Source organism: Pseudomonas sp. 2822-15 (genome assembly GCF_002742515.1).
Classification (GTDB): domain Bacteria; phylum Pseudomonadota; class Gammaproteobacteria; order Pseudomonadales; family Pseudomonadaceae; genus Aquipseudomonas; species Aquipseudomonas salomonii.
On the sequence record NZ_LJRY01000377.1, the window covers coordinates 395,913 to 410,327 of the forward strand.

Below are 14,415 nucleotides of genomic sequence, written 5' to 3' on the forward strand. Positions count from 1 at the left end.
GATACCGCGGTGATGCTATCGCAGGCAAGCCAGCTCCCACAGGGATCGAAGCCAGGCCAAGGACGTGTATTTCAAAGGGGACACAAACAACAAGGGGGCGAATCTTCATCCGCCCCCTGTGTGTCCGCTTATTCCTGCGGTTCTTCTTCGTCTGCGGCTGCATCGAGGGTTGGCTCGTCGACGCTGTCATCGCCGGTTGCGATCACCTCGCCATCGAATACCGCACCGTCTTCGCCTTCCAGCTCTTCGCCTTCGACTTCCGATGGTTCCTGAACGCGCTCCAGGCCTACCAGCGTTTCGTCGCTGGCCAGCTTGATCAGCGTCACGCCCTGGGTGTTACGGCCCAGGCTCGAGACTTCGGCCACACGGGTACGCACCAGGGTGCCCTGGTCGGAAATCAGCATGATTTCCTCGCCATCGAGCACCTGCACCGCGCCGACCAGACGGCCGTTGCGGTCGTTGCTGACCATGGCGATCACGCCCTGGCCGCCACGCTTGTACTCCGGGAACTCGCTGATGGCGGTGCGCTTGCCATAACCACGCGCCGAAGCGGTGAGGATCTGGCTGCCTTCTTCCGGGATCAGCATCGAAATCAGCTTCTGCCCTTCCGGCAGACGCATGCCGCGCACACCGCGGGCGGTACGGCCCATGGCGCGAACGTCGGATTCCTTGAAGCGTGTCACTTTGCCGCCGTCGGAGAACAGCATGACCTCACGCTCGCCGTCGGTGATGGCCGCGGAGATCAGTACGTCGCCTTCGTCCAGCTCCAGGGCGATCAGGCCCACGCTGCGCTGGCGGCTGAAGGATTCCAGCGGAGTCTTCTTCACGGTGCCTTTGGCGGTGGCCATGAAGATGAAGTGACCTTCGGTGTATTCCTCGACCGGCAACATGGTGGTGATGTATTCATCACTGTCCAGCGGCAGCAGGTTGACCAGCGGACGACCACGGGCAGCGCGGGACGCTTCCGGAATTTCGTAGGTTTTGAGCCAGTACACCTTGCCTTTGCTGGAGAACAGCAGCAGCGTGGTGTGGCTGTTGGCAACCAGCAGGTGAGCGATGTAGTCCTCATCCTTCACGCCGGTAGCCGATTTGCCTTTACCGCCACGACGCTGAGCCTGGTACGCAGCCAATGGCTGGGTCTTGGCGTAGCCACCGTGGGAGATGGTCACCACACGCTCTTCTTCCGGGATCATGTCACCCAGGGTCAGGTCGAGGCGCGCATCGAGGATCTCGGTGCGGCGCACGTCGCCGTATTCGGCGCGGATTACTTCCAGTTCTTCGCGGATCACTTCCATCAGGCGCACGGCGCTGTTGAGGATGCGGATCAGCTCGCCGATCTGGTTGAGAATCTCCTGGTACTCGGCCAAAAGTTTCTCGTGTTCCAGGCCGGTCAGGCGGTGCAAACGCAGTTCCAGGATGGCCTGGGCCTGTTCCGGCGACAGGAAGTACTTGCCGTCGCGCAGGCCGTATTGCGGGTCCAGGGTTTCCGGACGGCACGAATCGGCACCGGCACGTTCAACCATCGCCACAACAGCGCTGGATTCCCACGGCATCTTGATCAGGGCTTCCTTGGCTTCCGACGGCGTCGGGGAAGCCTTGATCAGCGCGATCACCGGGTCGATGTTCGACAGCGCTACCGCCTGGCCTTCCAGGATGTGGCCGCGCTCGCGGGCCTTGCGCAGTTCGAACACGGTGCGGCGGGTGACCACTTCGCGGCGGTGACGCACGAAGGCCTCGAGCAGGTCCTTGAGGTTCAGGATGCGCGGGCGGCCGTCGATCAGGGCCACTACGTTGATACCAAACACGCTTTGCAGCTGGGTCTGGGCGTAGAGGTTATTGAGGATCACCTCAGGCACTTCGCCACGACGCAGCTCGATCACCACGCGCATACCGTCTTTGTCAGACTCGTCGCGCAGTTCGGTGATGCCTTCGAGCTTCTTCTCTTTAACCAGCTCGGCGATCTTCTCGATCAGACGCGCCTTGTTCAACTGGTAAGGCAGTTCGGTGATAACGATCTGCTGGCGGCCACCGACCTTGTCGATGTCTTCGATCATCGAGCGGGCGCGCATATAAATGCGGCCACGGCCGGTGCGATAGGCTTCGATGATGCCGGCACGACCGTTGATGATCGCGGCGGTCGGGAAGTCCGGACCAGGGATGTATTGCATCAGCTCATCGACGGTCAGCTCAGGGTTGTCGATGAGGGCCAGGCAACCGTCGATGACTTCACCGAGGTTGTGCGGCGGGATGTTGGTGGCCATGCCCACGGCGATACCGCTGGAGCCGTTGACCAGCAGGTTGGGAATACGGGTTGGCATGACGGCCGGGATCATTTCGGTGCCGTCGTAGTTCGGCACCCAGTCCACGGTTTCTTTGTGCAGGTCGGCCAGCAGCTCGTGCGCCAGCTTGGTCATGCGCACTTCGGTGTATCGCATGGCCGCAGCGTTGTCGCCGTCGACCGAACCGAAGTTGCCCTGGCCGTCTACCAGCAGGTAGCGCAGGGAAAACGGCTGGGCCATCCGAACGATGGTGTCGTACACCGCAGTGTCGCCGTGAGGGTGATACTTACCGATCACGTCACCGACAACACGGGCAGATTTCTTGTACGGCTTGTTCCAGTCGTTACCCAGCTCGCTCATCGCGAACAGCACACGCCGGTGCACGGGCTTCAAGCCATCGCGCGCATCAGGCAGTGCCCGCCCGACAATTACGCTCATCGCGTAGTCGAGGTAGGACTGTTTCAGCTCGTCTTCGATATTGACCGGGAGGATTTCTTTGGCCAGTTCGCCCATGAGAAGCCTGATTCCTTTTTCGGGTGAAACCTCGTCACATCCATATGGGACGAACGAAGCTCGCCGTTGCTGGCAGAGTGCCTGACAACGACTTACGACAAATCAACGAGTTATGACACGGATCTGCACGTTACGGGCAACCCCTCGGGGCGGCCCTGGAAACCGCCGGATGTTATCACAATCGCCGCCACGCACCTATCCCCCTGATGCGCATGGAGGCTAGTAATTTGACGGATGACAGGCTTGAGGGGGACGAGAGAGGCTCAGAGCGGGGTGGGTGCTGTTTTTTAAGGCTGGATCCAAGGGTTTTATTGACTTACAGGGCCAATCGCGGGCAAGCCCGCTCCCACATTCTGACTGTATGCACAAAACAAAGGTGGGAGCTGGCTTGCCTGCGATAGCCATCCCACAGCCACCAAAGCCCTCAATGCAGGCGCTTACGGCACATCAACTTGGCCAGCTTGGCGGTATCAGGCCGTTCGACGATGCCTTTTTCGGTCACGATCACATCAATCAGGTCCGCCGGCGTCACATCGAAGACCGGATTAAACGCCGCAACCTCCAACCGCTGCCCGCCCACCTCCAGCAACTCCGCCGCATCACGCTCTTCCAGGCTGACATCATCACCGGTGGCCATCATCAAATCGAGGGTCGAACTGGGCGCCACCACCATAAAACGCACGCCGTGGTGCATGGCACACACCGCCAACTGATAAGTGCCGATCGGGCCGATCACGTCACCATTGGCCGCAATGCAGTCGGCGCCGACCACGACCCAGGTCACGCCTTTGGTCTTGAGGATATGCGCACCCGCCGAGTCGGCATTCACCGTGGCCGAAATACCCTCGCCCGCCAGCTCCCAGGCCGTCAGCCGCGAACCTTGCAGCCACGGGCGGGTTTCATTGACGTAGACATGCTCGACCAAACCCTCCAGGAACGCGGCGCGGATCACCCCAAGGGCGGTGCCCACACCGCCGGTGGCCAGAGCGCCCGCATTGCCATGGGTAAGGATCGCCTGGGCGTTGCCCTGGTGCTTGCGAATGCGCTCCAGGCCCAACTGGGCCATGACCAGGTTGGCTTCGCGGTCGCTTTCGTGGATCGCAATGGCTTCGGCTTCCAGCACTGCCAAGGGGTCTGCGTGCTTTTTGACCCGATCCAGGCGGTCACGCATGCGCTTCAAGGCCCAGAACAGGTTCGCGGCGGTCGGACGGCTATCGGCCAGCAGCGCGTAGTCTTCTTCCCACGCTGCCTGCCAGTCGCCGCCCTCGGCGATCCGCTCGCGGGCGGCCAGCACCAGGCCGTAGGCGGCACTGATGCCGATGGCCGGCGCGCCGCGCACTGTCATGTTGCGAATGGCCTGGGCGACTTCAGCCGCCGAAGTGCAGGCCACCCAGGTTTCCCGCGAGGGCAAGGCACGCTGATCGAGCAGGTGCAGTGCGCCATCACGCCAATCGATGGCCTTCACTTTCTCTGCAGCTAACAGTCGGTCGCGCATCCCTTACCCCGCACTCATGAACAAAAGCCGCCGATTATAGCGATCCGCCAGCCAAGACGCTCGGGTATACTTCGCCCTTCTTTTATAGCTGCCTGGGAAGAAGCCTGCGATGACCTCCACTGCCGCCCCGCTCGACTTATTGCTGCTGCCAACCTGGCTGGTACCTGTCGAACCCGCTGGCGTGGTGCTCAAGGAGCACGGCCTGGGCATCCGTGACGGACGCATTGCGTTTATCGGGCCACGGGCGGCGGCCTTGAAGCTTGCGGCCAGCGAGGTTCGCGAACTGCCGGGCATGCTGCTCAGCCCCGGCTTGATCAATGCCCACGGCCACGCGGCGATGAGCCTGTTTCGCGGCCTGGCCGACGACCTGCCGCTGATGACCTGGCTGGAAAAACACATCTGGCCCGCCGAAGCCAAATGGGTCGATGAAGCCTTCGTGCGCGACGGCACCGACCTGGCCATCGCCGAACAGCTCAAGGGCGGCATCACCTGCTTCTCGGACATGTACTTCTACCCCAAAGTCGCCAGCGACTGCGTACACAACAGCGGCATGCGCGCGCAGATCGCGCTGCCGATCCTCGACTTCCCGATTCCCGGCGCCGGCAGCGCCGATGAGGCGATTCGCCAGGGCGTGGAGCTGTTCGGCGACCTCAAGCACCACCCGCGCATCAAGATCACCTTCGGCCCCCACGCGCCCTACACCGTAAGCGACGCCAACCTGGAAAAAATCCGCGTGATCGCCGAAGAGCTGGACGCCGCCATCCATATGCATGTGCACGAAACCGCCTTCGAAGTGCAACAAGCCGTGGACAAGACCGGCGAACGCCCGCTGGCGCGCCTGGGCCGTCTGGGCCTGCTCGGCCCACGCTTCCAGGCCGTTCATATGACCCAAATCAGCGAGGATGACCTGGCTTTGCTGGTAGAAAGCAACACCAGCGTCATCCATTGCCCGGAATCGAACCTGAAACTGGCCAGCGGCTTTTGCCCGGTGGAGCGTCTGTGGCAGGCTGGTGTGAACGTGGCCATCGGCACCGACGGCGCGGCCAGCAACAATGACCTCGACCTGCTGGGCGAAACCCGCACGGCGGCGATGCTGGCCAAGGCCGTCGCCGGCTCGGCCACCGCCCTGGACGCCCATCGCGCCCTGCGCATGGCTACGCTCAATGGGGCACGTGCCATGGGCCTGGACAGCGAGATTGGCTCACTGGAAGTCGGCAAGGCGGCGGATATCGTCGCCTTTGATCTGTCGGGGCTGGCGCAACAACCGATCTTTGACCCGGTCTCAACGCTTATATATGCCACCGGGCGCGAGTGCGTGAAACACCTTTGGGTCGCCGGCAAGCAGTTGCTCGACGACCGGCGATTGACCCGCATGGATGAACAACAGTTGACCGCCACGGCCATCGCCTGGGGCCAACGGATCAGCGGGCACAGCGAATAACGAAGGTCTTGAACCCAGCGTTCAGGGCTGAATAACCGATTTATCAGATTTAGAGGATTCACCATGAGCAACGTCGACCACGCCGAAATCGCCAAGTTTGAAGCCTTGGCCCACCGCTGGTGGGACCGCGAAAGCGAGTTCAAACCGCTGCACGACATCAACCCGTTGCGCGTCAACTGGATTGACGAACGCGTCAGCCTGGCCGGCAAGAAGGTGCTGGACGTCGGTTGCGGCGGCGGCATCCTCAGCGAAGCCATGGCCCAGCGCGGCGCTACCGTGATGGGCATCGACATGGGCGAAGCGCCGCTGGCCGTAGCCCAACTGCACCAGCTGGAATCCGGCGTGAGCGTCGAATACCGCCAGATCACCGCCGAAGCCCTGGCCGAAGAGATGCCTGAGCAGTTCGACGTGGTCACTTGCCTGGAGATGCTCGAGCACGTGCCAGACCCGTCTTCGGTGATCCGCGCGTGCTTCCGTATGGTCAAGCCCGGCGGCCAGGTGTTCTTCTCCACCATCAACCGCAACCCCAAGGCCTACCTGTTCGCGATCATCGGCGCCGAATACATCATGAAGTTGCTGCCGCGCGGCACCCACGACTTCAAGAAATTCATCCGCCCAAGCGAGCTGGGCGCCTGGAGCCGTCAGGCCGGGCTGACCGTCAAGGACATCATTGGCCTGACCTACAACCCGCTGACCAAGCACTACAAGCTGGCCAGCGACGTTGACGTCAACTACATGATCCAGACCCTGCGCGAGGAGTAAGCCTGTGAAGTTGCGAGCAGTTCTCTTCGACATGGACGGCACCTTGCTGGACACCGCGCCGGACTTTATCGCGATCTGCCAGGCCATGCGCGCCGATCGAGGCCTGGCGCCGATCAACCCACAGCATATCCGCGATGAAATTTCCGGCGGTGCGCGGGCGATGGTCGCCGTGACCTTCTCGATGGACCCGGAATCCCCTGGCTTTGAAGCGCTGCGCCTGGAATTCCTGGAGCGCTATCTCAAGGGCTGCGCAATCCACAGCAAACTGTTCGACGGCATGGAAGAACTGCTGCAGGACATCGAGAAGTCCCACCTGGTGTGGGGCGTGGTCACCAACAAGCCGCTGCGTTTTGCCGAGCCGATCATGCAGCAACTGGGCCTGGCCGAGCGTTCGGCGCTGCTGATCTGCCCGGACCACGTGAAGAACAGCAAGCCCGACCCCGAGCCGCTGATCCTGGCGTGCAAGATGCTCGACCTGGACCCGGCCAGCGTGCTGTTCGTGGGCGATGACCTGCGCGATATCGAGTCTGGCCGCGACGCCGGCACCCGCACCGCAGCGGTCACCTTCGGCTACATCCACCCGGACGACAACCCACGCAACTGGGGCGCCGACGTGGTGGTGGACCACCCGCTGGAACTGCGCAAGGTGCTGGATAACGCACTGTGCAGCTGCTGATTGTTCGAGCACTGAGATCACTGTGGGAGCTGGCTTGCCTGCGATAGCGGTCTGCCAGCTAGCACTTGCGGTGACTGATACTCCGCCGTCGCAGGCAAGCCAGCTCCCACCTGAAATGGATTCCACTTCAAGGCCTGTATCAGCTTGAATTCTGTCGAGGTTTTTTATGTTTGATTACTCCGCACGTCCAGAACTGCTCAAAGACCGGGTGATCCTGGTGACCGGTGCCGGTCGCGGGATCGGCGCGGCCGCGGCAAAAACCTATGCCGCCCATGGCGCCACCGTGCTGTTGCTGGGCAAGACCGAAGCCAACCTGGCTCAGGTGTATGACGAGATCGAAGCGGCCGGCCAGCCGCAGCCGGTGGTGATTCCGTTCAACCTGGAAACCGCCCTGCCCCATCAATACGATGAGCTGGCAGCGATGATCGAAAAAGCATTCGGTCGTCTCGACGGCCTGCTGCACAACGCCTCGATCATCGGCCCACGCACGCCGATCGAGCAGTTGTCCGGTGAGAACTTCATGCGCGTGATGCACGTGAACGTCAACGCGATGTTCATGCTCACCAGCACACTCTTGCCACTGCTCAAGCTGTCCCAGGATGCGTCGGTGGTGTTCACCTCCAGCAGCGTCGGGCGCAAGGGTCGGGCGTATTGGGGTGCCTATGGTGTGTCGAAGTTTGCCACCGAAGGTTTGATGCAAACCCTGGCCGATGAGCTGGAAGACGTGGCATCGGTACGCGCCAACAGCATCAACCCAGGCGGTACACGCACCAGCATGCGTGCCCAGGCGTATCCGGGGGAAAACCCGATGGAAAGGCCTGCACCGGAAGACATCATGCCGGTGTACCTGTACCTGATGGGGCCGGACAGCGCGGGGATCAATGGGCAGGCGTTTGATGCGCAGTAACACCTGACACTGCACAAACCCAAAATGTGAACTGAGTTCATGTGGGAGCTGGCTTGCCTGCGATGCGGGCAACTCGGTCTATCTGTTAAACCGAGTTGATGCTATCGCAGGCAAGCCAGCTCCCACACAAGCCAGCTCCCACATTTGCTTAGCGGTGACCGTTAGTTCTTCACCACTTCCTCAAGGGTAAAACGCCCCAGCGGGTTTTGCAGGAAGTTGCTCACGTTCTTGCGTGAGATGTTGATGTACGGGCTGTAGTACAGGTCAATCCAGTTCACATCCTGCTTCGCCAGCTTCTGCAATTCCACGTACATCTGCTCACGCTTGACCGGGTCGGCCTCGATTCGTGCCTGCGCCACCAGTTCCTTGACCTTGTCGTTCTTGTAACGGGTCATGTAGTTCTGGTTGGTGTCGTGGCCGAGCACGAAGGTGGTCTTCTGGTCCGGGTCGAGGATGTCGTTGGTCCAGTACATCACCGAAATATCGTACTCACCGTCCACCAGCATCTGCCAGCTTTGGGTCGGGTCGACCTTTTGCAGGTTGGCGGTCACGCCGACCTTGGCCAACTGGTCCTTGATGATCACCGCGATCTGCTCGTCAGCTTCATTGCCGGCGTTGACCACGTAGTTGAGTTTCAAGTCCTTGGCGCCGGCTTCTTCCAGCAGTTTCTTGGCGGCCGTCGGGTCATAGGGGCGTTGCAGGTTGTTGGCGTAGTGGTACAGCGAGCCTTTGGGGATGTAGGAATAGGCCACGGTGCCCTGGCCGTAAGTCGCGGCCTTGACCAGCGACGGCTTGTCGATGGCCATGTCCAGCGCCTCGCGCACCTGCGGCTTGGCCAGCAGACCGTGGGCGTGGTTGATCAGCAGGTGATCTTCGCGGGTCGACGGGTCGGCGTGGATCACCACGTTGTTGTCTTTCTTCAGCTCTTCCACGCGGGAGAACGGTACGAAGATCGCCGTGTCCAGCTCGTTGTTCTGCACCATGCGCATGCGCGTGTTGTCGTCGGTGACCGAGACCCACTCCACGCCATCCAGGCTTACGTTGCTGGCCTGCCAGAAGTTCGGGTTCTTCTTGAGGATCACGCGGTCGCCTTTACGCCACTCCTGCACGGTAAACGCGCCGGAGGTCACCGGGTTTTCCGAGTAGGCGTCTTCGCCCATCGTGGTCATGGCCTTTTCCGACAGGATCGACACCGTCGGCGAGGCCAGTTGCGAGAGGAAGGCCACGGCCGGGGTTTTCAGGGTGACCACCAGGGTCTGCGGGTCGCTGGCCTTGGCCGTGTTGATCAGGTTGAACGGATCCGCCCACAGCGACGCCTTGTTGTCGCGGATGCGCAACAGGCTGAACGCGGCGTCAGCGGCGGTGATCGCCGAGCCATCGGAGAACTTGGCGTCACGCAGTTTGAAGATGTAGGTCAGGCCGTCCTTGGAAATCTCCCAGCTTTCGGCCAGGCCCGGCTCCATCTTGGTGCCCAGGTTATCCACGCGCACCAGGGTGTCGTAGACGTTGGCGAACACCCACGTATCGCGGTTCTGTGCGCTTTTGATCGGGTCGAACGTGGTGCTGTCTTCACGGCAGCCGATGGTCAGCACACCGGCGGCATGAGCCAGCCCGGCGGTGAGGGACCAGGCGGTCAATGTCGCGGCGGCGAGTAACTTCAAGTGACGGGTTTGCATGTCATAACTCCTTGTTCATGAATGGCAGAAGTGGGTCAAAACAGAGGTTCTTCAAGCACGCAACTGTACCGATGCTCGTGCAGGTAATGGGTCGGCGGCAATACCACGGAACACATCGTCCGGGCGTGCCGGCAGCGCGGGTGAAAGGCGCAGCCGGTGGGCAACTTCAGCGGGCTTGGCGGCTCACCGGGCAACGGTTCTGCAGGCAACGGCCGGTGCGGATCGATCTCGGGAATCGCCTCGATCAACGCCGCCGTATACGGGTGGTGCGGCGCCGTAAACACCGCCTCCACCGGCCCTTCTTCGACGATCTTGCCCAGGTACATCACCGCCACGCGGTCGCACAGGCGCCGCACAATGGCCAGGTCATGGGCAATAAACAGGATCGCCAGGTTCATGCGCTGTTGCAGTTCCAGCAACAGGTTGATGATCTGGCCCTGGATCGACACATCCAGGGCCGCCACGCACTCATCGGCGATGATCAAACGCGGCTCCACCGCCAGGGCGCGGGCGATGCCGACGCGCTGGCACTGGCCACCACTGAGGGAGCCGGGTTTGCGGCTGGCAAGTTCAGGGCGCAGGCCCACCAGCTCAAGCAGCTCGACCACGCGAGCCGGTATCTGCTGCGGGGCGACCTTGCGCTGCACCCTCAACACTTCGGCAAGGGTTTCGCCAATGCTGTGGCGCGGGTTCAAGGCGGCGTAAGGGTCCTGGAAAATCATCGCGGTTTCATGCCGCAGTCGGGCGATGTCGATCGCACTGCCCTGGGCCATGTCGACGCCATCGAACAACACCTGTCCGGCGCTGATCGGGTTGAGGTGCAAAATGGCTCGCCCCAGCGTGCTTTTGCCACTGCCGGACTCGCCCACCAATCCCAGGGTTTCGCCTGCGGCCAGGTTCAGCGACACACCATTGACCGCCCTCACCCACTGTTTATTGAGGCCCAACATACCCGTGCCGGACGCGGCAAACCGCACCTCCAGGTCCTTGATCTGCAACAGACTCATGGGCGCTCTCCGAGCGGATAGTGGCAGGCCACGCGCGCACCTTCGGGCAACACCTCAGTGCACAACGCCGCCACTTGCGGGCAGCGCGGGTTGAAGCGGCAACCGACGGGCAAGGCATCCAGTAACGGCGGCTGGCCGGGGATGGTGCGCAACAAGGCGTGGCCGCTGCTATGGGCGGGTTGGCAATCGATAAGGCCGGCGGTGTACGGGTGTTGTGGATGGGCCAGCACGTCGTATTTGCTGGCGTGTTCGCACAGGCGCCCGGCGTACATCACCGCAATGGAATCACAGGTCTGTGCCACCACGCCGAGGTCATGGGTGATCATGATGATCGCCAGGCCGCGCTGGTCGCGCAGCTCCAGTAACAGGCGCAGGATCTGCGCCTGCACCGTCACATCCAGTGCCGTGGTCGGCTCATCGGCAATCAGCACCTGCGGGTTGCAACCCAGGGCCACGGCGATCATCGCGCGCTGGCGCATGCCGCCGGAGAACTCATGGGGGTAGTTGTCGACCCGCGCCTTGGGATCGGGAATACCGACCTGGCGCAGCACCTCGATGGCTTGTTGGCGTGCGTCTTTTTTCGACGCGCCCTGATGCAAACGGATGCCTTCGGCGATCTGCTCGCCGATGCGCATCAACGGGTCCAGGTGACTGCTGGGGTTCTGGAAAATCATGCCCAGTTGCCCACCGCGTACGGCGCGCATGCCAGCCTCATCGAGTTGCAACAGGTCGCGACCAGCCAGGCGCACAGCGCCGCCTTGCACCCGCAGGTTGGGCGACGGCAACAGGCGCATCAGGGCGCGACAGGCCAGGGTCTTGCCCGAGCCGCTTTCACCCACTAGGCCGAGGATTTCCCCTTCGGCCAAATCAAAGGACACACGATCAACCAGGGTGACCTCACGCCCGCCATTGTTGGCGATCACGCTGAGGTCCTGCACCTGAAGCAGGCTCATGAACGATCCCCCAACACTTGCGCCACACCATCGGCGAGCAGGCTGAAGCCCATGGCCAGGGTCACAATGGCCAGGCCCGGGAAGGTGCAAAGCCACCAGGCGGTGGTGATAAACGCCTGCCCTTCGGCGACCATCGTGCCCCACTCCGCCGTCGGCGGTTGCACGCCCAGGCCAAGGTAGCTCACGGCAGCGCCGTTGAGCAGCACCAGCACGGCGTCGGACATGGAAAACACAATCGAGCCAAACATCGCGTTGGGCAGCAAATGCCGAAACAGAATGCGCCCATGGCCAAAGCCCAGACTCTTGGCGGCCAGGGCGAAGTCGCTTTCTTTGAGCACCAGGATCTGCGAGCGGATCAACCGCGCATACGACACCCAGCCCACCAGCGCCATGGCGATATAAAAGCTCTGCAAGCCCGGCCCGAGAATGGCCATGATCGCCAGCATCAACACCAGGAACGGGAACGCCAGCACCACGTCGATCACACGCATGCACAGGCTGTCGAAGCGCCCGCCGATGTAGCCGGAAACTGCGCCGATAAAAGTGCCGATCAGGAACGGGAAGATCACGCCGATGACAGCCAGTTGCAGGTCAATCCGCGCGCCCCAGATCACCCTCGAAAGGATATCTCTACCATAGTTATCCGTGCCAAATGGATGGGCAAGGCTGGGCGCCAACAAGCTCAGATCGGTGTTCTGCGCAATCGGGTCATACGGCGCGATCCACGGCGCGAACAACGCCAGGCCCAACCACATAAACAGGATCAGCAGGCCCCACGCAGCGGTCAGCCGGCCGTTGCGAAAACCAAAGCGCAGGCGCAAACGCCACGGCGCAATCAGTGGGCGACTGCTCATTGCATCTTCACCCTTGGGTCGAGGGCCACGGTCGCCACGTCCGCGACGAAGTTGACTACCACCGTCGCACACGCCAGCACCATGGCCACGCCCTGCACCACCATGTAGTCGCGGGTAAAAATGCCGCGCACCAGCAATTGGCCGATGCCGGGAATCGCGAACAGGCTTTCGATCACCACCGTGCCGCTGATCAGCCAGCCGATATTCACCGCCAGCAGGTTGACCGCCGGCACCAGGGAATTGGGCAATACATGCCGACGAAACACCGCCGCCTCCGATAACCCCCGGGCGCGGGCGGCGGTGACATGGTCGGCCTGCAACTCCATCAGCATGCTCGCCCGCAGGTTGCGCACCAGCACCGCTGCCAGCGCCAGCGCAATGGTCAAACACGGCAGGACCATGTGGTGGGCTTTATCTGTAAACGTGCGACCGTAGCCCGATACCGGGAACAAGCCCCACTTCACACTCAGCAACAGAATCAGCATCAAGCCCAGCCAGAAGGCCGGCATGCCCAGGCCGACCGTGGTGAACACGCGAATCAGGTTATCCGCCCAGCCGCCTTTGTTGCGCGCCGCCACGGTGGCCAGCGGCACCGCGATCAACAGCGCCAGCAGCACACTGCCGAGCACCAGCACCAGCGTCGGCTCGATACGGGTGACGATCAGCTTCAAGGCGTCGACCTTATAGAGCAGCGACTGGCCGAGATCGCCCTTGAGCAGGTTCTTGAGGAAGTAGAAATATTGCAGCCACAAAGGCTGGTCCAGGCCGTATTGCGCGCGAATTTTCAGCAGCGCATCCGGCGTGCTACGCGAGCCCAGCAAGGCCCGCGCCGGGTCGCCGGGGATCGAGCGCACCAGCACAAAGGTGATCAGGCTGATGCCAAACAACACCGGCAGCAATTGCAGCGGCCGGGACAGCACAAAACGGTAACGCGCAAGATTCATCCGTCAGCCTCGGTGGCGAGCGAGAAAGTCCAGCAGCACCGGAAAGTACGCCTGGGGCTCTTCATAAAACGGCATATGGCTGCTGTTGGGGAATACATGCAGTTCGGCGTGTGTGGCCGCAAGTTTCATGCGGTGAGCACAGGCGGGAGTGAGTTCGTCGTGCTGGCCGGTGGTGATCAGGATCGGCATCTTGAACTCGGCCATCTCCGGGATGCGGTTCCAGTCCTTGAGGTTGCCGATATAGAGAAACTCGTTGGGGCCTTGCATGGTTTCGTAAGGGCCCATGTTCCAGTCGCCGAGGGAGCGCTTGACCGGCTCCGGCCATTCATCCAGGCGGCAGACGTGGCGGTAGTTGAGCAAGGTGATGGCGGCCCGGTATTGCGGATGATCGAGGGTGCCCATGGCCTCATGGCGCTGCATCATGGCCACGGTTTCGCTGCCGAGGGCGCCGCGCAGGCGTTCCAGCTCCTGGGACAGGTGCGGAATATCGCCGACGGTGTTTTCCAGGATCAGGCTTTTCAGGGCGTCGGGATAGTGGATGGCGTACTCGATGCCCAACCAGCCGCCCCACGAATGCCCAAGCAGATGCACGCGGCCCAGGCCCAGGGCCTGGCGCACGGTTTCGACTTCTTCGACATAACGGCCAATTTCCCACAGGGAAACATCTGATGGTCTGGCTGATGCGCCCGTGCCAAGCTGATCGAATGCAACCACTCGCAGGTTATGGTCTTTGAGCCAGCCATGGGCGTCGCGCAAGTAGTCACACGGCAGGCCTGGGCCGCCGTTGAGACACAAAAGCACCTCATCGCCGTCGCCAAAGCTGTAGGCCACGAGGTTATGGCCATCGACTTGCACGTTGTACTGCTGGTCGGGGGCAATTTCACGCCACATGCATACATTCCTTGTGT

12 protein-coding genes are annotated in these 14,415 nt (G+C 61.9%); 4 read left to right on the forward strand and 8 right to left on the reverse strand.

All coding sequences use genetic code 11. The annotated features are described in order from the left end of the window. Window positions 1-128: 128 nt before the first annotated feature. Together gyrA and mtnA are read right to left on the reverse strand one after the other, a co-directional pair. Window positions 129-2,792: a DNA gyrase subunit A gene (gene gyrA, locus AOA59_RS30900; RefSeq protein ID WP_065929270.1), complete on the reverse strand. Its 2,664-nt coding sequence runs from the start codon at window positions 2,790-2,792 to the stop codon at window positions 129-131. A 424-nt stretch (window positions 2,793-3,216) separates the two neighbouring features. Continuing rightward, window positions 3,217-4,287, reverse strand: coding sequence for an S-methyl-5-thioribose-1-phosphate isomerase (mtnA, locus tag AOA59_RS30905; protein ID WP_099490052.1), 1,071 nt, complete (start codon window positions 4,285-4,287; stop codon window positions 3,217-3,219). A gap of 109 nt (window positions 4,288-4,396) precedes the next feature. Here mtnA and AOA59_RS30910 point away from each other — a divergent pair, with 109 nt between their 5' ends. From AOA59_RS30910 to AOA59_RS30925, 4 genes are all read left to right on the forward strand, one after another. After that, complete coding sequence (locus AOA59_RS30910; RefSeq protein WP_099490053.1) at window positions 4,397-5,728, forward strand: TRZ/ATZ family hydrolase; 1,332 nt, start codon at window positions 4,397-4,399, stop codon at window positions 5,726-5,728. 63 nt (window positions 5,729-5,791) lie between these two features. Further along, entirely contained in the window at window positions 5,792-6,490 is a 699-nt protein-coding gene (gene ubiG, locus AOA59_RS30915; RefSeq protein ID WP_056857231.1) for a bifunctional 2-polyprenyl-6-hydroxyphenol methylase/3-demethylubiquinol 3-O-methyltransferase UbiG, read from the forward strand. Between the two features lie 4 nt (window positions 6,491-6,494). Beyond that, a complete protein-coding gene (mupP, locus tag AOA59_RS30920) occupies window positions 6,495-7,166 on the forward strand; it encodes an N-acetylmuramic acid 6-phosphate phosphatase MupP (RefSeq protein WP_065929267.1) in 672 nt (223 codons plus the stop codon). 166 nt (window positions 7,167-7,332) lie between these two features. Beyond that, window positions 7,333-8,073, forward strand: coding sequence for a YciK family oxidoreductase (locus AOA59_RS30925; RefSeq protein ID WP_056857233.1), 741 nt, complete (start codon window positions 7,333-7,335; stop codon window positions 8,071-8,073). Between the two features lie 161 nt (window positions 8,074-8,234). Here AOA59_RS30925 and AOA59_RS30930 read toward each other — a convergent pair whose 3' ends face one another. The 6 genes from AOA59_RS30930 to AOA59_RS30955 are packed head-to-tail and all read right to left on the reverse strand — an operon-like array spanning window position 8,235 to window position 14,398. Beyond that, window positions 8,235-9,749, reverse strand: a complete 1,515-nt coding sequence (locus tag AOA59_RS30930; RefSeq protein WP_099490054.1) for an ABC transporter substrate-binding protein — start codon at window positions 9,747-9,749, stop codon at window positions 8,235-8,237. 35 nt (window positions 9,750-9,784) lie between these two features. Then, window positions 9,785-10,756 carry an ABC transporter ATP-binding protein gene (locus AOA59_RS30935; protein WP_099490055.1) on the reverse strand — a complete coding sequence of 324 codons (972 nt, stop codon included), beginning with the start codon at window positions 10,754-10,756 and terminating at the stop codon, window positions 9,785-9,787. Then, window positions 10,753-11,709: an ABC transporter ATP-binding protein gene (locus AOA59_RS30940; RefSeq protein WP_065929264.1), complete on the reverse strand. Its 957-nt coding sequence runs from the start codon at window positions 11,707-11,709 to the stop codon at window positions 10,753-10,755. The genes AOA59_RS30935 and AOA59_RS30940 overlap by 4 nt, the downstream gene beginning before the upstream one ends. Further along, window positions 11,706-12,563 (reverse strand): ABC transporter permease, encoded by an 858-nt coding sequence (locus tag AOA59_RS30945; RefSeq protein WP_099490056.1) that lies wholly within the window; start codon window positions 12,561-12,563, stop codon window positions 11,706-11,708. The genes AOA59_RS30940 and AOA59_RS30945 overlap by 4 nt, the downstream gene beginning before the upstream one ends. Continuing rightward, entirely contained in the window at window positions 12,560-13,507 is a 948-nt protein-coding gene (locus tag AOA59_RS30950) for an ABC transporter permease (RefSeq protein ID WP_017136113.1), read from the reverse strand. The genes AOA59_RS30945 and AOA59_RS30950 overlap by 4 nt, the downstream gene beginning before the upstream one ends. Before the next feature lie 3 nt (window positions 13,508-13,510). Beyond that, entirely contained in the window at window positions 13,511-14,398 is an 888-nt protein-coding gene (locus tag AOA59_RS30955) for a proline iminopeptidase-family hydrolase (RefSeq protein ID WP_099490057.1), read from the reverse strand. Window positions 14,399-14,415 lie beyond the last annotated feature (17 nt).